Annotated in this window: 12 protein-coding genes; 7 read left to right on the top strand and 5 right to left on the bottom strand. The window is 71.1% G+C overall.

The window, feature by feature from the left end; genetic code table 11:
- Positions 1-12: 12 nt before the first annotated feature.
- Positions 13-1374, bottom strand: coding sequence for a hypothetical protein (locus OHT57_RS06820; RefSeq protein WP_328745137.1), 1362 nt, complete (start codon positions 1372-1374; stop codon positions 13-15).
- Positions 1375-1497: 123 nt separating this feature from the next.
- Between OHT57_RS06820 and OHT57_RS06815 the strand changes: the two genes are divergently transcribed.
- A complete protein-coding gene (locus OHT57_RS06815) occupies positions 1498-2655 on the top strand; it encodes a cytochrome P450 (RefSeq protein WP_328745136.1) in 1158 nt (385 codons plus the stop codon).
- Between the two features lie 31 nt (positions 2656-2686).
- Here the strand turns inward: OHT57_RS06815 and OHT57_RS06810 are convergent, their stop codons facing one another.
- Together OHT57_RS06810 and OHT57_RS06805 are read right to left on the bottom strand one after the other, a co-directional pair.
- Positions 2687-3457 carry a hypothetical protein gene (locus tag OHT57_RS06810; protein WP_328745135.1) on the bottom strand — a complete coding sequence of 257 codons (771 nt, stop codon included), beginning with the start codon at positions 3455-3457 and terminating at the stop codon, positions 2687-2689.
- Positions 3454-4713, bottom strand: a complete 1260-nt coding sequence (locus tag OHT57_RS06805; protein WP_328745134.1) for a glycosyltransferase family 4 protein — start codon at positions 4711-4713, stop codon at positions 3454-3456. Before OHT57_RS06805 ends, OHT57_RS06810 begins: the two co-directional genes overlap by 4 nt.
- 222 nt (positions 4714-4935) lie before the next feature.
- Here OHT57_RS06805 and OHT57_RS06800 point away from each other — a divergent pair, with 222 nt between their 5' ends.
- From OHT57_RS06800 to OHT57_RS06775, 6 genes are all read left to right on the top strand, one after another.
- Positions 4936-6144, top strand: a complete 1209-nt coding sequence (locus OHT57_RS06800; RefSeq protein WP_328745133.1) for a cysteine desulfurase-like protein — start codon at positions 4936-4938, stop codon at positions 6142-6144.
- Between the two features lie 45 nt (positions 6145-6189).
- On the top strand, positions 6190-6978 hold the full coding sequence (locus tag OHT57_RS06795; RefSeq protein ID WP_328745132.1) for a DUF427 domain-containing protein: 789 nt from the start codon (positions 6190-6192) through the stop codon (positions 6976-6978).
- Positions 6979-7112: 134 nt separating this feature from the next.
- Positions 7113-10487 (top strand): pyruvate carboxylase, encoded by a 3375-nt coding sequence (locus OHT57_RS06790; protein WP_328745131.1) that lies wholly within the window; start codon positions 7113-7115, stop codon positions 10485-10487.
- Positions 10488-10603: 116 nt separating this feature from the next.
- The gene (locus tag OHT57_RS06785; protein WP_328745130.1) at positions 10604-13327 is read left to right on the top strand and encodes an MGH1-like glycoside hydrolase domain-containing protein; all 2724 of its coding nucleotides are present in this window, start codon (positions 10604-10606) and stop codon (positions 13325-13327) included.
- Entirely contained in the window at positions 13324-14769 is a 1446-nt protein-coding gene (locus OHT57_RS06780; protein ID WP_328745129.1) for an alpha-amylase, read from the top strand. The genes OHT57_RS06785 and OHT57_RS06780 overlap by 4 nt, the downstream gene beginning before the upstream one ends.
- Before the next feature lie 107 nt (positions 14770-14876).
- Positions 14877-16352, top strand: coding sequence for an MFS transporter (locus tag OHT57_RS06775; RefSeq protein ID WP_443053599.1), 1476 nt, complete (start codon positions 14877-14879; stop codon positions 16350-16352).
- A gap of 48 nt (positions 16353-16400) precedes the next feature.
- On the opposite strand, the gene OHT57_RS06770 is transcribed toward OHT57_RS06775, so the two are convergent.
- Together OHT57_RS06770 and OHT57_RS47395 are read right to left on the bottom strand one after the other, a co-directional pair.
- Positions 16401-19304, bottom strand: coding sequence for a glycosyl hydrolase 115 family protein (locus tag OHT57_RS06770; protein ID WP_328753133.1), 2904 nt, complete (start codon positions 19302-19304; stop codon positions 16401-16403).
- Positions 19305-19693: 389 nt separating this feature from the next.
- Complete coding sequence (locus tag OHT57_RS47395; RefSeq protein WP_443053427.1) at positions 19694-21328, bottom strand: NlpC/P60 family protein; 1635 nt, start codon at positions 21326-21328, stop codon at positions 19694-19696.
- Between the last annotated feature and the right edge of the window lie 55 nt (positions 21329-21383).

The raw sequence follows: 21383 nt of genomic DNA, 5'->3' as shown, positions 1-21383 counted from the left end.
AGGGAGGGGAACTCAGCGTGCGGTGGCGTGGCGCGGGTGGGTGCGGTGGTCATGGGAGTGGCGGCCGTTCAGGCGCGGGCGGAACCATGCGGGGCCCGGCCCCGTCAGACCCGCTCTGAACAGGCCGTAGGTGACCCGTCGAAGCGCGGCCGCCTCCAGCTCGTCGCGGAGTGGGCCGGTGCGCAGCAGCGCCTCGGGCCCCAGCAGTTCCTCCACGACGGCCAGCGCACCCGCGGTGTCGCCGTGCACCAGACGCTCGCGGACGCCCTCCAGACAGTGCGGTCGACGGTGAGCCTCGTCGATGGCCCGCAGACAGGGGAGCGGGGTGCCGGTCAGTGCGACCAGCAGCTCCTCCCGCCTGATCTCGGCCGCGTCATGGTCCAGCGGGACAAGGACCCCGTCGACCAGACCGATCCGGTGCCGGGCGCCCCGGCACTCCACGAGCCGCGGCTGCCCTGTCCGTTCAGAGGTCCGGGGCGGTCCACCGGCCACGTGGCCCGGTGCCAACGCGGCGGCGACCAGGGGGTGCAGCCGATCGGGCCCGATCGTGCCGGTGCGGAGCAGTTCGAGGTCGGGGAGGACCCAGGTCGCCGCGTCGGGCAGGACGGGGAGCGTGGCGGTGGTGCCGGCGGGCGTCGTCGTCCGCACTGAGTCGTCGTCCGCGGCGAGCTCCAGCAGCAGCCGACGCCGTCCGCCGCATCGCACCAGCACGCGACCGGCGGCCCGACCCTCGTCACCGAGCAGCAGCCGCGCCTCGGCCGTCCACCGGTCGAGAGCGCAGCCGTACGGCAGCGAGGTGAGCAACCCGGCTCCCTCCCAAGGAGGTTGAGCGCCGGGCGGACCTGCCCCCGCCCGCTCCCGCAGCTCACCGGACCGGCCCGCGTCCCACAGATGCCGGTGCAGATCCAGTCGGAACCGTCGGTTCGGGCGCGGATGCGGATGCCGTTCGGCGTCCGACGCGGAGCGGGACCACAGCGCCAGGCTGATCCGCTGCCCGGCGTCCGCCCAGGCGGGCGGGGTCCGGGCCACGAGATGCATGGTGTCGCCGTCGGCCTCGTAACGGGCCAGCGTCAGGGTCAGCCCCGGCCGCAGCAACCCGTCCGGAGCGACTCTCGGCATGTGCCAGCGCAGCAGGTCGGGAGCGAGGGCGCGCAGGTCGGCCCGGATCGCGGACGCGAGTTCCGGACCGTGACCGCGCGCCTCGGCACGGAGGTCGAGATCGACGTCGAAGCCCGCTGCGGCACAGGCCCCCGCCCAGTCCCCGGCGAGGCGACGGGCGGTCGCGGTCTCGATCATGGAGGCCGGCACGGCGAACTCACGCACGCGCGGCCAGAAGGAAGTACGGAAATCCTCGTGCGCGGTCGAAGGGAGCATCAGCACTCACCTTGCGCGGACGGGACCCCCCATCGTTCAGGAGTGTGAGTCGTCATCGTGGTGGAGCGTAGGGCCTCCCCATGCCCGGCTGCCACGTGTTTTTCCACCGGGTTAGCCTGTGGCGTGATCGGATTCCCGCTCGGCGCGGCCACCACGCTGGCCGAACTCGCCCAGGACCCGCACCGGCGCCTGGCCGAGCTCCGTGCCCACGAGCCGGTGTCCTGGCTGCCCGAACTGAACGGCTGGCTGGTGACCCGCCGTGATCTCGCGCTCGACGTGATGCGGGACGCCGAAACCTTCACCGTCGACGACCCCCGCTTCTCGACCGCGCAGGTCGTGGGGCCGAGCATGCTGTCCCTGGACGGCGACGAGCACACCCGTCACCGCGAGCCGTTCACGGCACCCTTCCGCCCGCGTGAAGTCCGGGACGGCTTCGCCGAGTTCATCGAGCAGGAGACCGACCGTCTGGTCACCGCACTGGAACCGGCGGGCGCCGGAGAGCTCCGACGCGCCGTCGCCGGCCCGCTGGCCGTCGCGGTCGTGACCAGGGCGCTCGGCCTGGTGGGCGCAGGCACGGACACGGTGCTGTCCTGGTACGACGCCATCGTGCGGACGGTCTCGGACATCACGGCGGGCCGGACGGCGGGACCGGCGGGACCGGACGCGTACGCCCGGCTCCGGGAGGCCGTCGAGGCCACCGTGACGGAGGGGGCCGCCATCTCGCTCCTCACCTCGGCGGCCGGCCGGCTGGCGCTGCCGGAAGTGGCCTCCAACGCCGCGGTGCTGATGTTCGGCGGCATCGAGACCACCGAGGCGATGATCACCAACGCGCTGCTGCATCTCCTCCGACATCCCGACCAACTCGCCCTCGTCCAGGCCGACTTCGCCCTGCTGGACGGCGCGATCGAGGAGTCGCTGCGCCTCGAACCCGGCGCGGCCGTCGTGGACCGTTACGCCACCCGCGACCACACCCTCGGCCCGGCCGGCATCCGTAAGGGCGACCTCGTCAGCGTCTCCCTGACCGGCGCCAACCGGGACCCGGCCGTCTTCCCCGACCCCGACCGCTTCGACGTCCGCCGCGCGAACGCCCGCCTCCAGCTGGCCTTCGCCCACGGCCCCCACTACTGCCTCGCCGCCCACCTGGCCCGCCTGGAGGCCCGCATCGCCCTGCGGCAGCTCCTCGACCGCCTCCCCGCCCTGCGCCTCGACCCGGACCACCCCACCGCCGCACAGGGCCTGGTCTTCCGCAAGCCGCTCACGCTGCACGTGCGTTGGGGATGATCCCCGACCCGGCCTCGCGTCCGCGGACGTCTCAGCCGGCCCGTTTCACCTCCAGGGACAGGTCGTTGTCGACCGTGTAGTACGGACGCACGACGGCACCGCCCAGCGGGACGCTCGGATAGACGAAGACGTTCTTGCGGTCCGCCACGTCGTCCAGGAGGCGGGCGAGCCGGATCGGCGCGGAGCCGGAATCGGGCCGCACGAACATGTCCCAGATCCCGGCGTCCAGATCCTCGTCGTCGACCGTGAACGAGAAACCCCGCCCGTCCTTCGACGCAGTCGGCTGCAGCGTACGGGCGACCCCGCCCCGCCGCAGACGCAGCTGTACATCGGCGCCGGCCGACAGTGGGGCACCGTGCAGCCGGGCCGCGACCGTCAGCGCCCGGCCTGTGACGTCGACGCGGTCGACCTCCGCGTGCGCCGGCCGCAGCCAGGTCCGCACCGCGAGATAGCCGTCCTTGGTGACATACGGAACCCGCACCGCCAGGGGCGAGCGGCCCTCCCGCAGGTGCCCGCCGACAAGGGCCCGCAGGTCACGCGGACCGGGGCGCAGCCGTGTGCGCTCGGAGTCCTGCAGCAGATACACGTCCCACCGGCCCTCCGCGAGCACGGGATCCGCGCCCAGTACGGCATGCGCGTGCCCTTCCCCGCCGGTGGCCAGGTCGAGGAGGTGAAGCGTCTGCTCGGGCTGCCCCTTCTTCGGGCGGAGCCGCAGCAGCAGCCGGCGCCCGTGGGCCTGCGGCACCTCGAAGGTGATCCGGCCCTGCGCGTCCACTGCGCATCCTGCACGTGGCGTGGTCACGACCGCCCCTTTCGTACGACGCGCAGCGCACCGCCGGCCGCGGCCAGCGCCGAGTCGCGCGCGGCGAAGCCCCGGGCGGCGAGAGCCGCGCCCGCGCTCTCCCGCACCACCGGTCGCCCCGCTCTCCTCGCCGAGACGGCCTCCGTGAGGAGCCGCTCGGCCTGCTCGACCACGGGGGCGGGAGCGAACCGCCGTGCGTTCTCCAGGGCCGCGCGGCCCATCCGGCGGCGCAGCTCGTCGTCCCGGACGAGATCCAGCAGGGCGGCGGCCAGCGCGTCCCGGTCCCCGACCGGCACCAGCCGGCCGTCGACGCCGTCCGCGATGATCTCGGCGGGGCCGTGGGGGCAGTCGGTGCTCACCACGGGCAGCCCGCAGCGCATCGCCTCGACGATGGTCATGCCGAACGGTTCGAAGTCGGAGGTGGCCGCGCCGATCGAGCCCTTGACCCACTCCGCCTCCATCGGCGCCGCGGGGCCCATGAGGAAGACGTTGTTCCACAGTCCGAGCTCGGTGATCAGGCCGCGCAACCGGTCGTGCTCGTCGCCCTTGCCGTAGATGCGCAGCTGCCAGTCGGGATGCTCGGCGGCGACCGCGGCGAAGGCCTCGACGAGAAGGTCGTACCGCTTCACCGGGACCAGCCGTCCGGCGGCGACGACGACCTTCGCGGAGCCGTCAGCCGCCGGCAGCACGGGATCCGGCACGCTGTTGGGGAGCGCCTCGACCAGTACGCCGGGCAGCCGCATCCGGTGCCGGTAGGCGGTCGCGTCCGCCTCGGTCACCGTGGTCAGCACGTCGAGTCCGCGATAGGCCCGGCGCAGCGCGGTGCGCAGCCGGGGCGAGTGGTTGTCCAGGGTGAGGTGCTCCTGTCCGACCCGGGCGACATGGCGGGGCGCCTCGCGCGCGAGATGCACGTTGAGCCCGGGCCGGGTGCCGATCACCACTTCCGCGTCGGTCGTGGCGAGGGCCTCGGATATTCGCTGGTCGGTCAACTCGCTGTACTGCCCGTACCGGTACTCGGAGCGCGGGAAGACGCGCGCCGGTCTCAGATGCGAGGGGTGCTCCTTGTCCTGTCTCAGATCGACCAGAGGCCGCAGCGAGACCCGGGGATCCAGCACGAAGGTGGGGAGCTCCCGGTGCCGCAGCACCGAGACGATCTCCACCTCGTGCCGTTCGGCGAGGGCCTGGGCCAGATTGAAGGTGGTGGTGATGGTGCCCCCGATCGCGTAGGCGTTGTGAAGCAGGAAAGAGATCTTCATGTCGGACTAGACCATCGGACATTGCCTACGGTTGACCTTCGTTACCTTTTTGTCGTGCCCTCGCCGCCTTGGCGACATGCCGTGTACGGGTATGCGGTTATGTGGGACGGCCGTAGCGGGGGCGACAGGGAGGCCGGTGGCCATGAACCGGACCCATCGGTCAGGGCTGCGGACGGCGTGACAGGCTGACATCCCCGATACCGGTCGGCCCGAGGAGTGCACGTGACGTACGACATCGCCGCCATCCGCTCCCACTTCCCGGCCCTGGCCGCGGGCACCGCCCACTTCGACGGCCCCGGCGGCACCCAGACCCCGCAGCCCGTCGTCCGGGCCATCGCCGACGCCCTGTCGCAGCCCCTGTCGAACCGGGGGCGGATCACGCTGGGGGAGCGCAACGCGGAGGCCCTCGTCACCGGGGCCCGCCGGGCCATGGCCGACCTGCTCGGGGCGGACCCGTCGGGGATCGTCTTCGGCCGCAGCGCCACGCAACTCGCCTACGACTTCTCCCGCACCCTCGCCAGGACCTGGTCGCCCGGCGACGAGGTGGTCGTCACCCGCCTCGACCACGACGCCAACATCCGCCCCTGGGTCCAGGCCGCCGAACAGGCCGGTGCCACCGTGCGCTGGGCCGAATTCGACCCGGCGACAGGCGAGTTGACGGCCGACGACTTCCGGTCCGTACTGTCCGGGCGCACCCGGCTCGTCGCCGTCACCGCCGCCTCCAACCTCATCGGCACACGGCCCGGCATTCCGGAGATCGCCCGCCTGGCACACGAGGCGGGGGCGCTCGTGTACGCCGACGGTGTCCACCACACCGCCCACACGCTCGTGGACCTGGACGAACTCGGCGCGGACTTCTTCGTCTGTTCCCCGTACAAGTTCCTCGGCCCGCACCACGGAGTCCTCGCCGCCCGCCCGGAGCTGCTGGAGACCCTGCGGCCGGACAAACTCCTGCCCTCCACCGACGCGGTCCCCGAGCGCTTCGAACTGGGCACACTGCCCTACGAGTTCCTCGCGGGAACGACAGCGGCCGTCGACTTCCTCGCCGACCGGCTGGACGCCACGGCCACCGGCACCCGGCGCGAGCGGCTGACCGCCGGATTCGCCGCACTCGAAACCCACGAGCACGTCCTGCGCACACAGATCGACAAGGGACTGGCCGCCCTGGAAGGCGTCACCGTCCACTCCAGGGCCGCCGACCGCACCCCGACCGTGCTGCTCACCTTCGACAACCACAGCACGGCCGACGCGTACGCCTTCCTCGCCGACCGCGGCGTCCAGGCCCCCTCCGGCTCCTTCTACGCCATCGAGGCCTCCCGCCACCTCGGCCTCGGCGACACCGGCGGCCTGCGTATCGGCCTCGCGCCCTACAACGACTCGCAGGACGTCGAGCGGCTCCTGACCGGGCTGTCCGATTTCCTGGCGGGGTGATCCGGGGCAGAGTAGGAAGGAGTTCACCGGCGAAGGAGAGCCGCCATGACCACGTTCCCCACCGCACGAGACGTACGGACCACCCCGGAAGGCCTGCTGTGGGAGCCCAGCGAACGCCGGGTACGCGGCATCAAGGGCGACATCACGGTCGTCGACAGCCGGCACCCCGTGCTCGTGTGGGAGCCGGACATGCCGGTCCCGCTCTACGCCTTCCCGCGCGCCGATGTCCGCGAGGACCTGCTCCGCCCCGCGAAGAACCCGCAGACCGGCACCCACACCGGATCACAGGTCTTCTACGACCTGGAAGCCGACGGCGAGCTCGTGGAGAACGCGGCCTGGACCTTCCCGGCCGCCGACCTGGCCGGCCACATCGCCTTCGCGTGGTTCCTGCGCTGGGACAGCGGGCTCGACCACTGGTACGAGGAGGACGAAGAGATCTTCATCCACCCCCGTGACCCGCACAAACGCGTCGATGCCATGCCCAGCAGCCGTCATGTCCAGGTCGAGATCGACGGGATGCTCGTCGCCGACACCCACCGTCCCGTCCTGCTCTTCGAGACCGGCCTGCCCACGCGGTACTACATCCCCTGCGAGGACGTCCGCCTCGATCTGCTCGACGCCACCGACTTCCGCACCGGCTGCCCGTACAAGGGCAGGGCCGAGTACTGGTCGTCACGGACCGGGACGAACATCGTCTGGAGCTACCCGGACCCGCTGCCCGCCGTGAGCGCGATCAAAGGGCTCCTCGCCTTCTACAACGAGGCCGTCGACATCACCGTGGACGAACATCGTCTGGAGCGCCCGGTCACACCCTTCACCGAACGGCTCAAGTGAGGCGGGCGCAGCACCGCCCTCGTACCCGAGCGGACCGTCGCGAACCGGTCCTCGACACGTGACCTGACTCTCATGGCCACCAGCGGTCTTTGCCGGGACCATGGGGGTCCACCGGCAGGCCGAAGGGAACGGGAATGCTCCGCAAGGTACTGGTCGCCAACCGTGGTGAGATCGCGATCCGCGCATTCCGCGCAGGATTCGAGGTGGGCGCGAGGACGGTCGCCGTCTTCCCGCACGAGGACCGCAACTCACTGCACCGACTCAAGGCCGACGAGGCCTACGAGATCGGCGAACCGGGCCACCCCGTACGGGCCTACCTCTCCGTCGACGAGATCATCCGCGCCGCCCGCCTGGCCGGCGCCGACGCCGTCTACCCCGGCTACGGCTTTCTCTCCGAGAACCCCGAGCTGGCGCGGGCCTGCGAGGAAGCGGGCATCACCTTCGTCGGCCCGAGCGCCGACATCCTCGAACTGACCGGCAACAAGGCCCGCGCGATCGCCGCCGCCCGTGCCGCCGGCGTGCCCGTCCTGGGCTCCTCGGAGCCCTCCACCGACGTGGACGAGCTGGTCAGGGCGGCCGAGGACGTCGGCTTCCCGGTGTTCGTGAAGGCGGTCGCCGGCGGCGGCGGACGCGGTATGCGCCGCGTCGAGGACCCCGCCCAGCTGCGCGAGTCCATCGAGGCGGCCGCGCGCGAGGCGGCCTCGGCCTTCGGCGACCCGACCGTCTTCCTGGAGAAGGCCGTCATCGAGCCCCGCCACATCGAGGTACAGATCCTCGCCGACGGACACGGCAACGTCATCCACCTCTACGAACGCGACTGCTCGGTCCAGCGCCGCCACCAGAAGGTCATCGAGCTCGCCCCCGCGCCCAACCTCGACCCGGACCTGCGCGACCGGATGTGCGCCGACGCCGTCCGCTTCGCCCGCGAGATCGGCTACCGCAACGCGGGCACCGTGGAATTCCTCCTCGACCGCGAGGGCAACCACGTCTTCATCGAGATGAACCCGCGCATCCAGGTCGAGCACACGGTCACCGAGGAGGTCACCGACGTCGACCTCGTCCAGGCCCAGCTGCGCATCGCCGCCGGCGCCACCCTCGCCGACCTCGGCCTCTCCCAGGAGACGGTGCAACTGCACGGAGCCGCCCTCCAGTGCCGTATCACCACCGAGGACCCCGCCAACGGCTTCCGCCCGGACACCGGCCGCATCAGCGCCTACCGCTCACCCGGCGGCTCCGGCATCCGGCTCGACGGCGGAACCACCCACGCCGGTACGGAGATCAGCGCCCACTTCGACTCGATGCTGGTCAAGCTCAGCTGCCGGGGGCGGGACTTCACCACCGCGGTCAACCGGGCCCGGCGTGCCGTGGCCGAGTTCCGCATCCGCGGCGTCTCCACCAACATCCCGTTCCTCCAGGCAGTCCTCGACGACCCGGACTTCCAGGCGGGCCGGGTCACCACGTCGTTCATCGAGCAGCGCCCGCACCTGCTGACCGCCCGCCAGTCGGCCGACCGCGGCACCAAGCTGCTGACCTACCTGGCCGACGTCACGGTGAACAAGCCGCACGGCGAGCGGCCCGAGCTGATCGAGCCCGTCTCCAAGCTGCCCCGGACACCTGCCGTCGAGCCGCCCGCGGGCTCCAAGCAGAAGCTCACCGAGCTGGGCCCCGAAGGCTTCGCCCGGTGGATGCGCGAGTCGCCGACCATCGGTGTCACCGACACCACCTTCCGCGACGCCCACCAGTCGCTGCTCGCCACCCGGGTCCGCACCAAGGACATGCTCGCCGTCGCCCCCACGGTCGCCCGCACGCTGCCCGAGTTGCTGTCCCTGGAGTGCTGGGGCGGCGCCACCTACGACGTCGCCCTGCGCTTCCTCGCCGAGGACCCCTGGGAGCGGCTGGCCGCCCTGCGCGAGACCGTCCCCAACATCTGCCTCCAGATGCTGCTGCGCGGCCGCAACACCGTCGGCTACACCCCGTACCCGACCGAGGTCACCGACGCCTTCGTGGAGGAGGCCGCCGCGACCGGCATCGACATCTTCCGCATCTTCGACGCGCTGAACGACGTCAGCCAGATGCGCCCCGCCATCGAAGCCGTCCGGGCCACCGGCACATCGATCGCCGAGGTCGCCCTCTGCTACACCTCGGACCTCTCCGACCCGAACGAATGCCTCTACACGCTCGACTACTACCTGCGTCTCGCCGAGCAGATCGTGGACGCGGGCGCCCACGTCCTGGCCGTCAAGGACATGGCGGGCCTGCTTCGCGCCCCCGCCGCCGCGAGGCTCGTCACGGCGCTGCGCCGCGAGTTCGACCTGCCCGTGCACATCCACACCCACGACACCTCGGGCGGCCAGCTCGCCACCTACCTGGCCGCGATCCAGGCGGGCGCCGACGCCGTGGACGGGGCCGTGGCCTCCATGGCCGGCACGACCTCACAGCCCTCCCTGTCGGCGATCGTCGCCGCGACCGACCACTCCGACCGGCCCACCGGCCTCGACCTCAGGGCCGTCGGCGACCTGGAGCCGTACTGGGAGAGCGTCCGCAAGATCTACGCCCCCTTCGAGGCGGGCCTCGCCTCCCCGACCGGGCGGGTCTACGACCACGAGATCCCTGGCGGGCAGCTCTCCAACCTGCGCACCCAGGCCGTCGCGCTCGGCCTCGGCGACCGCTTCGAGGACATCGAGGCGATGTACGCCGCCGCCGACCGGATCCTCGGCCACCTCGTGAAGGTCACCCCGTCGTCCAAGGTGGTCGGCGACCTCGCGCTGCACCTGGTCGGTGCCGGCGTGACACCGAAGGAGTTCGAGGAGACCCCGGACCGCTTCGACATCCCCGACTCGGTGATCGGCTTCCTGCGCGGCGAGCTCGGCACCCCGCCCGGCGGCTGGCCCGAGCCCTTCCGCACCAAGGCGCTGCAGGGCCGCGCCGACGCCAAGCCCGTCCAGGAACTGAACGCCGAGGACCGCACCGGCCTGGAGAAGGACCGGCGCGCAACCCTCAACCGGCTCCTGTTCCCCGCCCCGACACGCGAGTACGAGACACACCGTCAGTCCTACGGCGACACCAGCCTCCTGGACAGCAAGGACTTCTTCTACGGCCTCAGGCCGGGCAAGGAGTACGCCGTCGACCTCGAACCGGGCGTGCGGCTCCTCATCGCGCTGGAGGCGATCGGCGAGGCCGACGAGCGGGGCATGCGCACGGTGATGTCCACGCTCAACGGCCAGCTGCGGCCCATCCAGATCCGTGACCTCGCCGTCTCCTCCGACATCCCGGCCACCGAGAAGGCCGACCGCTCCGACCCCGGCCATGTCGCCGCGCCGTTCGCCGGCGTGGTCACGCTCGCGGTCTCCGAGGGCGACGAGGTCGCGGCCGGAGCCACCGTCGCCACCATCGAGGCCATGAAGATGGAGGCCTCGATCACCGCCGCGAAGTCCGGCCGGGTCTCCCGCCTCGCCATCAACAAGATCCAGCAGGTGGAGGGCGGCGACCTGCTGATCGAGATCGGCTGAGCCCGCCCCGGAATTCGGAACGGTGACACCCCCTTCCATATAGCTCATCACCATTGCGGCATTCTTCTCCTGGTCTGAGTCTGGACGCATGTCCAGGGCGGCGAGGAGGACGGGCGATGACGGGTGACGGCGTACTCGATGCCGAACGGCGGCGGCTGGCCGAGGCCGACGCGGGTGCGGTGCCCTGGCGGCGCTGGGGCCCGTACCTGAGCGAACGCCAGTGGGGCACCGTCCGGGAGGACTACAGCGACAACGGCGACGCCTGGTCGTACTTCACCCACGACCAGGCCCGCTCCCGCGCCTACCGCTGGGGCGAGGACGGCATCGCCGGAGTCAGCGACGACAAACAGCGGCTGTGCTTCGCCCTGGCTCTGTGGAACGGGCGCGACCCCATCCTCAAGGAGCGGATGTTCGGCCTCACCAACGCGGAGGGCAACCACGGCGAGGACGTCAAGGAGTACTGGTTCCACCTCGACAACACGCCCACCCACTCGTACATGAAGTACCTGTACAAGTATCCGCAGGGCGAGTTCCCCTACGGCGACCTCGTCGACACCAACCGGGCCCGTGGCCGCGAGGACTTCGAGTACGAACTCCTCGACACCGGAGTCTTCGACGAGGACCGCTACTTCGACGTGTTCGTCGAGTACGCCAAGGCCGGCCCGGAAGACCTCCTCGTCGAGATCACCGCCCACAACCGGGGCCCCGACGAGGCCGTACTCCACCTCCTGCCGACCCTGTGGTTCCGGCACACCTGGTCCTGGGCGGGCGGTACGGCGGTACCGGCTCTTGCGCAGCAGGCGCCGGGCGTGATCCGTGCCGAACACGAGGAACTGGGCGCCCGTTGGCTGTACTCCGAAGGTGAGACACCCGGCCTGTTCACCGACAACGAGACCGACAACGAGCGCGTCTTCGGCAGCCCCAACAGCACTCCGTACGTCAAGGACGGCATCGGCCGGTACGTTGTCCACGGCGAGGGGGAAGCCGTCAACCCCGCGCGCACCGGCACCAAGTCCGCCGTCCACCACGTCCTGACGATCCCCGCCGGTGACAGCGCCCGCATCCGCCTGCGGCTCACCGACACCGAACTCCAGGACCCCTGGGGCGAGTTCGACGCACTCCTCGCTGTCCGCCGCAGCGAGGCCGACACCTTCTACGCGGGCGTCACACCGCCCGGAACGGGAGAGGAAGAGCGACGGCTCGTCCGTCAGGCCCTCGCCGGGATGCTCTGGAGCAAGCAGTACTACTACCTGGACGTCGAGCGCTGGCTCGCCGAACACGGCGTCGACCCCCTCGCCGCCGACCCGCGCGTCCGCAACAGCGCCTGGTACCACATGGTCAACGACGAGATCATGTCGATGCCGGACACCTGGGAGTACCCCTGGTTCGCCGCCTGGGACCTCGCCTTCCACACCCTCGCCCTGTCCATGGTCGACATCTGCTTCGCCAAGTCCCAGCTGGACCTGCTGCTGCACCGCCTCTATCTGCACCCCAACGGCCAGATCCCCGCGTACGAATGGAACTTCGGCGACGTCAACCCGCCCGTGCACGCCTGGGCCGTCCTGTTCGTCTACGAACTGGAGAAGCACCGCACCGGCCACGGCGACCGCGCCTTCCTGGAGAACGCCTTCCAGAAGCTGACGAAGAACTTCACCTGGTGGCTCAACCGCAAGGACGCCGACGGCAACAACGTCTTCCAGGGCGGCTTCCTCGGCCTCGACAACATCGGCGTCTTCGACCGCAGCGCACCCCTGCCCACCGGCGGACAGCTCGACCAGGCCGACGGCACCGCCTGGATGGCGCTGTACTGCCAGAACCTGCTCGACATCGCCATCGAACTCGCCGTCGAGAACCCGGTCTACATCGAGCAGGCGCAGATGCTCTTCGAGCACTTCGCGTGGATCGCCGTCGCCATGAACCGCATCGGCACGGACAACGCCAGCCTGTGGGACGAGGAGGACGGCTTCTTCTACGACGTCCTCAGGCTGCCCGACGGCACCGCCACCCGGCTCAAGGTGCGGTCCCTGGTCGGCTTGATACCGCTTGCGGCGACCAGCGTCATCGGCGGCCGGACGAACCGGGCGTTCCCCGAACTGGTCGAGGGGGCAAGGGACTTCATCCGACGGCACCCGGCCGTGGAGGCCTTCGTCTCGCAGCACCCGAAGGTGGGCCCCACCACCGACGGCCGGTACCTCTTCGCGCTGTTCGGCGAGGACCGGCTGCGCCGCGTCCTGGCCCGCATGCTCGACGAGGACGAGTTCCTGGGCCCGCACGGCATCCGGTCCCTGTCGAAGCACCACGCGAAGCACCCGTACACCTTCGACGTGCACGGCCGGGCCTACGGTGTCGGGTACCTGCCCGCCGAGTCCGATTCCGGCATGTTCGGCGGGAACTCCAACTGGCGCGGCCCGGTGTGGTTCCCGATGAACATCCTGCTCATCCGCGCCCTGCTCAACCTGCACGGCTACCACGGCCCCGACTTCACCGTGGAGTGCCCGACCGGCTCCGGACGACAGATGAACCTGTACGAGGTCGCCCGTGAGATCTCCGACCGGCTCACCGCCACCTTCCTGCCCGACCCCGACCCCGACGGCCACCGGCCGGTGCACGGCGCACAGACCGTGTTCGCCAAGGACCCGCACTGGAAGGACCTGGTCCTCTTCTACGAGTACTTCCACGGGGACAACGGAGCCGGACTCGGCGCCTCTCACCAGACCGGCTGGACGGGGCTGGTGGCGGCCACCGCGACCCTGTTCCACTCGATCAGCGAGGAGGACTGGCACCGGGGCGGCCGGGAGTCCCTGCGGCCGACGGGCGAGAGGGAGGAACCGCTGTCATGACCGTGATCCACGAGATCAACACCCTTCTCTGGCTGGGCGAGTTGAGCAGCCGTCTCGGCCGTCCCGTCACCCTCGGTGACGTGCCCGGGGAGGTCTGGGAGTCCGTGGCCCGGCCCGGCGTCGACACCGTCTGGCTGATGGGCGTCTGGGAACGCAGCCCGGCCGGACGGGAGATCGCCCTGCGCGACGAACGGCTCATGGCCTCCTTCCGCGACGTCCTGCCCGACGTCACCGGGGCGGACATCGCAGGATCGCCGTACTGCGTACGGAACTACGTCGTCGACGCCGCCCTCGGCGGACCGGAGGGGCTGGCCGCGGCCCGGGCCCAACTCGCCACGCGCGGACTGCGGTTGATCCTCGACTACGTCCCCAACCACGTGGCCCCCGACCATCCCTGGCCGGCGTCGGACCCCGACCGGCTCGTCCGGGGCACCGCCGACGACCTGACCCGGGCGCCGGCAGACTTCATAGAGGCGGGGGGACAGGTCTACGCCCGGGGCCGCGATCCCTACTTCCCGGCCTGGCCCGACGTGGTCCAGCTGAACGCCTTCAGCGAGGCGCTCCGCGAGGCGACCGTCGAGACACTCGTGTCCATCGGCGACCAGGCCGACGGCGTGCGCTGCGACATGGCCATGCTGGTCATGAACGACATCTTCGGAAAAACCTGGGGAGAGCGCGCGGGAACAGCTCCCGCCGAGGACTTCTGGCCCCACGTCATCCCGCGCGTACAGGACCGCCACCCAGGCCTCCTCTTCGTCGCCGAGGCCTACTGGGACCTGGAACCGGCCCTTCGGCAGCAGGGCTTCGACCACTGCTACGACAAGCGGCTCTACGACCGTCTGCTGCACGAGAACGCCGACTCCGTCCGGGCCCACCTGGGCGCCGACCTCGACTACCAGCGCGGCCTCGTCCGATTCCTGGAGAACCACGACGAGCCACGGGCCGCCACCACCCTGCCCGGCGCCCGGGGACGGGCAGCGGCCGTGTCCGTGGCGACCCTGCCGGGAGCGACTCTTTGGCACGAGGGACAGTTCGAGGGGCGCCGGGTACGGCCACCGGTGTTCCTGAGGCGCGGGCCCGAGGAACCGGTCGACGAGGCGTCACGCGAGTTCTACGGCCGCCTGCTGCCCGCGGCCGCCGCCGTACGCCGGGGCGACTGGCGGCAGCTGACCCCGACGGGCTGGCCCGACAACGACACACACCGCGATCTGCTCGCCTGGACCTGGACCCACGCCGACGCCCGTCACCTGGTCGTCGTCAACGACTGCGACCGCCCGGCCCAGGCGAGGCTGCCCCTGCCGTGGGACGACCTGCGGGGCCACCGCCACCGCCTCACCGACCTGCTCGGCGGAGGGACCTACGACCGTGACGGAGACGAACTGGCCGACTCCGGACTGTTCGTGTCCCTGGAGCCCTGGGGGTACCACGTCCTCGAGTGGTGACGTGCACAGCGCGGGCGTACGGTCGAACGGAGACCATGAGCACCGACCCGCAGGCGAGTTCTGCTCCACGGACCACCACACCGGACTCCGGTGGCGGTGGGAACTCCATGGCCCTGCTCGTCATCGCGTCCTGCCAGTTGATGGTCGTCCTCGACATCACCATCGTGAACATCGCGCTCCCGGACATCCAGCGCGCACTCGACTTCTCGACCACCAGCCTGGCCTGGGTGGTCAACGCGTACACCCTCACCTTCGGCGGACTGCTGCTGCTCGGTGGGCGGGCCGGGGACATCCTGGGCAGACGCCGGGTGTTCGTCTGCGGAGTGCTGCTGTTCGTGCTCGCCTCCCTGCTCGGCGGGCTCGCCCAGAACGAGACGCAACTTCTCGCCGCCCGCGCCCTCCAGGGCGTCGGCGGTGCCATCGCCTCCCCGACCTCCCTCGCCCTGATCAGCACGACCTTCCGCGAAGGACCGGAACGCAACCGGGCGTTCGGTGTCTTCGCCGCGGTCTCGGCGGGCGGCGGCGCGATCGGGCTGCTCGCCGGCGGGGTCCTCGTCGAGTGGCTGAACTGGCGCTGGGTGCTCTTCGTCAACGTCCCCATCGGGCTGCTCATCGCGCTCGCCACGCCCCGCTGGATCAGGGAGTCCGAACGCCATCCCGGCAGCCTCGACATCACCGGCGCGCTGACCTCCACCGGCGGCATGGTGCTGCTGGTGTACGGCTTCATCCGGGCCGCCCAGGAGGGCTGGCGGGACGCGCTCACGCTGGTGTCGTTCGCCGCGGCCGTGGTGCTCCTCGTGGTGTTCGTGCTGGTCGAGAGGCGGTCCCGGCAGCCGATCACCCCGCTGCACATGTTCGCCGACCGCAACCGTGCGGGCACCTACGGCATCATGCTGTGCCTGGCAGCCGCGATCTTCGGCATGTTCTTCTTCCTGACGCTCTTCACACAGAACGTCCTGGACTTCAGCCCGTTGGCGACGGGGTTCGCGTTCCTGCCGGTCAGCGTGGTCATCGCGGTCGGCGCCGGACTGGCCTCGCGGTTCCTGCCCACGTACGGGCCCAAGCCGTTCATGGTGGGCGGCGCGGTCCTGGCCGCGGCCGGTCTCGGCTGGCTCACCCTGACCGACGTCCATTCCACCTACGCGGGCAGTGTCCTCGGGCCGATGCTCGTGTTCAGCCTCGGCATGGGCATGGAGTTCGTCTCGCTGACCCTGATGGCGCTGTCCGACGTCCCCACCGAGGAGACCGGCGCGGCCTCCGGACTCCTCAACGCCACACAGCAGGTGGGCGGTTCGCTGGGGCTGTCCATCCTGGTCACCATGTTCGGCACGGCCAGCACCAACGAGGCGCACAAGCAGGTCCCCCGCTTCCTCGCCCAGGCCACCCCGGGCGAGCGTGGCCTCTTCGAACGTACCGGTGTGCTCCCGCGCCCCTGGTCCGACGACGTTCTCACCGCCGGTGCATCGGCGGCGTTCGTCATGGCCGCGATCTTCACCGTGCTCGCCGCGATCATCGCGGTCGTCGTGATCCAGGTCCGCCCGTCCGACCTCGAACGCCTCAAGGGCGGTCCGCCGCTGCCGTAGGGACGAGCCCGGGCCGCTGGGCGCGCAGCTCCGTGCGGACCGTCGGACCTACTGGTCCGGTGCCTCCAGGGCCGTACCCGGAGCGGGTTCGGGGTTGAACACCGGATGGAAGCTCTCCGGCGGCGCGAGATAGGCGGCGGGCAGTCCGCCCGTGTCGATCACTATCTGGTCCACCGCGATCGCGGGATCGACCATGAAGATCCGCAGCACATGCTCCCCGGCCTCGGCCACCGTCACGGTGGTGGTCAGCTTCTCGACGCCGTCCTCGACCTGGCGGGCCCAGGCGTCCCCCCGGTTCCCGGTGGCGAAGGACTGCCCCGACAGCACGGTGACCGGCTGGTCGTCGAGCGTGACGGCCACCCGGCGCTGCCCGCGCTCGTCGAGAGAGGGCAGGCGGAAGAGGGTGACGGGGAAGGTACCGGTGCTGTCGAAGCGCACCCGGTACCTCAACTCGGGCGCACGGGAGGCGAAGTCACCGGTGACCGGAGCCGCGGTCGAGGGAACGGCCTCGACGGTTCCCGTACGACGTCCGAGGCCCCGCACGGTCCGCCAGCGGCAGCCGCCTCGGGCCACCCGCCGGTCGGCGTGCGCGGCGTCGATCGACACGTAGCCGTGGGCCTCGGCGAAGCCACGGGCCTGTCGGGGGCCGTCGACCACGCGCAGAGGCACGTCGAAGCGCTGCCCGGCGCCCGTGAACACGACGACGGCCTCCCGCACCCCCTCGGGAACGCGCTCCCAGTCGATCTCCACCCACACCCGCCGCTGTTCGGTGATCGAGCCGCCCGCCGTGCTCAGCACCACCCAGGGATGACTGGTCTCCGCCGTCCAGTCCAGGGGCAGGAATCCGGTGTTGAAGACGTCGACGAAGCGCCGGTCGCGCGTGTACGAGGAGAACGACAGCGGCCGGGACGACCCGGTCTCGTTCCCCTCGGCGGCCACCCCGAGGCCGGAGGTCTCCCGGCGGGTCACCCTGGTGACGGCCGGGCGTCCCGGTGCCTTGGGTATCTGCGACGGATACGGATTGATGTACCCGTCCCATTTCCCGCCCGCCACCTGGGTGTTGTACCGGCTGGTGAGTGCGGCCTCCGCGGTGTGCGCGGCCAGCGCCAGATCCGCGAAGCGGTTCGTCCCCGCACCCCGGCCCTGGCGCGCGGCGAGCGCGTTGCGGTCCGCCCAGTAGTACTTCAGGTTCATCAAGTACGCGCCGTGCACCGGGTATTCGACCAGCTCGTAGAAGGCGTCCCGGTAGGCCTCGGGCAGGTCGGCGCCCACCGCCCGTACACGGGCGAGCAGTTGGTCGTACGCCGCCATCCTGCGCCCGGCCTCGTCGCCGTGCTGGACGATGGAGAGGATGCCCGGAGCGATGAACTCGGGGCGCAACTCCCCGGCGAGACGGTAGTACTCCGTGCGGATCCCGGCGATCTCCGTGGCGTGGCGCCGCCCGAACTGCTTCCCGGCCCACTCGGCCAGGAAGTCCTGGACCCCACCGGCCTCCAGGCGGTCCACGTCCCAGGCCATGTCCATCGCGAACGACAGGCCGGTCTCGATCGACTTGAGGTCACCGACGTTGAAGATCCACATGCGGTCCGTGCCGTGCTCGTACACCCGCCGCAACTCCTGCCACACCTTGGCCGGCTGGGTGGTGTCCAGCCACAGGTAGCTCTTCGGGCGGCCCCAGTAGGAGAGGTGGTAGTAGATGCCGTTGCCGCCCGAGCGTGCCCGCTCCGTCTCGTCGGGCAACTGGCGCATGTTGCCGAAGTTGTCGTCCGGCCAGATCAGCGTGACGTCGTCGGGGACCTGGACGCCCGCGTTGTACAGCTCCAGGACCTCCTTGTACGGGATGAAGATCTGCGGCTCGGTCGCCGGGCCGACCTCTTCGGCGAGGATCCGGCGCTGGTCGGCGATGATGTCGTTCATCACCACGACCTTCTCCGGGATCGTGGTGGCGTTCTTCGTCTCCAGCGCGCTGTCGTGCAGACCGCGCATACCGAGGGTCCAACTGCTCTCGTACGCGGCGTTCTGTCGCGCCCGGGCCCTCCAGTAGTCGGAGATCACACCGGGATTGACCGTGTAGTCGTAGACCGGAGCGGTGCCGTCGGCGTTCGGGTGCTCCGCGATCCACGGCTCCCACTCGTGGACGCCGTTGCGCAGCAGGGCCTCGGGGTGGCTGGAGCCGACGACGATGCCGTAGCGGTCGGCGAGTTCGGGGTTCTCCCGGTACTTGTTGAAGAAGTCGGAGTACGGGTGCATCGCCGGCCACAGGTAGTTGGCCTTCAGGCGGAGCAGTAGCTCGAAGACGCGCTTGTACGTCTCGGGGCCGATGTTCTTGTCGGGCTCCTGGGTGCGGTGGGACCAAGTGGTCAGGTTCTGCTCGTCGTTGATGAAGACGCCGCGATAGCGGACCGACGGTTCCCGGCGTTCGAAGCGGGCCGCGGGCACCGTCACGGTGTCCCGGCGCTCGACGGGCACGTCGGCCCACCAGTACCAGGGGGAGACGCCGATGCGTTCCGAGGTGTCGTAGATCCCGTAGACCGTGCCACGCCGGTCGCTGCCCGCGATCACCAGCGCGCGGTCCACGCCGGGCAGTGGATGCTCGATCACCTGGGTCACCGACGCCTCCCAGCGGCCCTTCACCCGGGACACGTCCAGACGGCCCTGTGCGACGAGGCGGTCGATGGCGGGGCTCGCGCCGAGGGTGCCCACCAGGATGAGCAGCGGCGTGCTGCGCGGCAGCGTGTGCAGCAGGTCGGGTCTCGCCCCCGAGACCCGTTCGACGTCCGCCTGGAGGTCGCCGGCGGCGCGGACCACGGCGGGGTCGTCCGCCGCGTCCACGAAGATGCCGACGGCCGTGCCTTCCGCCGCCAGCGGGAAGTCGGGGCGGCCCGAGGGGGACGCGTGGGCGTCCGCCGGGATCAGGGCGGGGAGGAAGGGGGCCGCGCCGACGGCGGCCATTCCCCGGAGGAAGGACTTGCGGGTCCATGGCTGGTGCGGCACGAGACGCTCCCTCGGGTTGGCATGGTCAGGCCAGAAAGCGCTTTCTCCGGAACCCTAGGGGAGGGGATGTCGGGCGTCCAGAGGCGTGCGTGAGGGGAGTGGCGGCGCGTGTCGCGTGTTCGCGGATGGGCTGCGCCAGGCCGCGCGGCCCGTCGCGCCGGACGACCGGATGACCTGTCGTGTCGGACCGGCCGAATGGCTCCTCGGGTCACACGGCCGGCGTGACTGTTCGGGTCACGCGGGCCGTACGGCGCCGCGAAGGTGGTGTGCCAGGTCGGCCGTGCGGGCCTTCGCGCCGGACCGGCCGTATGGCCTCTCAGGTCACATGGCCCGGGGGGTTGTTCTCGTCACGCGGGCCGGACCGCGCCGCGGATGATCGACTCGCCGGTCGGGTAGATCGACTCCTCGCGGATGGACGACCCCGGGCCCGGCGCGTGGATCATCATGCCGTTTCCGGTGCACAGGCCGACATGGCTCAAGTCGTCCTGGAAGAAGACCAGGTCACCGGGTTGCATGGCGTAGAGCTCGACCGCCGTGCCGTAGTTCGCCTGGCCGACGGCCGTGCGGGGCAGCGAGACGCCGGCCACCTTCCAGGCGGCCTGGGTGAGACCCGAGTTGTCGTACGAACCCGGGCCCGCCGCACCCCACACGCAGGGCTTCCCGATCTGGGAGCGGGCGAAGGCGAGCACCTGGATGACCTTCGAGTCGTACCCGGGGTCGGCGGAGGGCAGCGCGGAGGCGGGGTCCACGGGGGCCGGGATCGGCTGCGGTGCCTGCCACTCCGGCTCGGGAGCGCGGGGGGCCGGGATGAACGGGATGGGCTGCGCGACGATCGGGACGGCCTGGCTTGAATCGACCGACGGGGACGCGAGTGCGGCGAGCGGGGTGCCGAAACCCGCGGTGTAGTCGGGGAAGCCTGTGGTGGCTTGGCCGGTGTAGTCGGACGGAACGGCGCTGAACTGGCCGGTGTTCTGAGGGAGCCCCCCGCCGAACTGGCCGGTGTATTCGGGAAGACCGGTGCTGTAGGCGCCGGTTGCTTCGGGAAGTCCGGTGCCGAACTGGCCGGTGGTCTCGGCGAAGCCGGTGTTGAACTGGCCTGAGTACTCGGGGAGTCCGGTGCTCTGCGCGGTGTACTCGGCGGGCACCGCCGTGCCGAGCTGTCCGCTGTACCCGGGCATCGCCGTACCGACCTGCGCGGTGTACTCCGGCAGGCCCGTGCCGAGTTGACCGCCGTACTCCGGGAAGCCGCTGCCGACCTGGGTGGTGTACTCCGGGAAACCGCTGCCGGGTTGCGCGCCGTACTCCGGGAGGCCGGTGCCGGTCTGCGCGGGGTACTCCGGGAATCCCGCGTCGGCCTGCCGGGTGCCCACGGTGGGCATTTCGCCGGTGCCGGAGAGGTTCTGCGGGATGGGCTCCGGCGCCCACATGGGCGAAGGGTCCGGTGCGGCGGTGAGCGCGGCCGGTGCCGTCCGCGGTGCGCTCGGCAGCGCGAGGACGGGCCTGGCGGTGAGCTCCGGAACGGGCCGTTCGGCAGCCTTCGGTTCACGGGCGGCGGGGGCCTCCGCCGCCCGTGGGCGCCGTGGCTCGGCAGGCCGGGGGGCCCGGTCGGCAGGCAGTGTCGCTTCGACGAACGGGCCCAGCTTCGCGCGGGCCACGCCGTACCACTGCCGGGCGATGGCATCCAGGCTGGGCTCGCTGCCGGATCCGCGGCCGTCGCCGGTCCCCGACGCCGTACGGCCGCGCGGGCTCGACGCCGTCGCGGCAGCGCGCGTGGCGTTGTAGGTGCCGGAGTCGTTCTCGGCGCGGTCGTAGAGGTTGGTGATCCGCCGGTTCACCTCGTCGGGGCTCGGCGCCTCGTCCGCGGAGGCGTTCCCGGTCTGGGAGAGAAGCGCCGCCGAGGCCATCGCGGCCGTGGCCAGCGCGGAGTTGCGCTTGGCCGGGAGGCCGAACCCTCCATTGCGCGAAGTGCGATCCGGCGCCATGAAAGATGTGCCCCTTCCGTCGTGCTGTTCGCTCGTCAACTTAGCCAACTTGTGT

Origin of the sequence: Streptomyces sp. NBC_00285, assembly GCF_036174265.1 — a bacterium.
In the GTDB taxonomy this organism is placed as follows: domain Bacteria; phylum Actinomycetota; class Actinomycetes; order Streptomycetales; family Streptomycetaceae; genus Streptomyces.
This window is presented reverse-complemented; position numbering and strand designations above follow the sequence as displayed.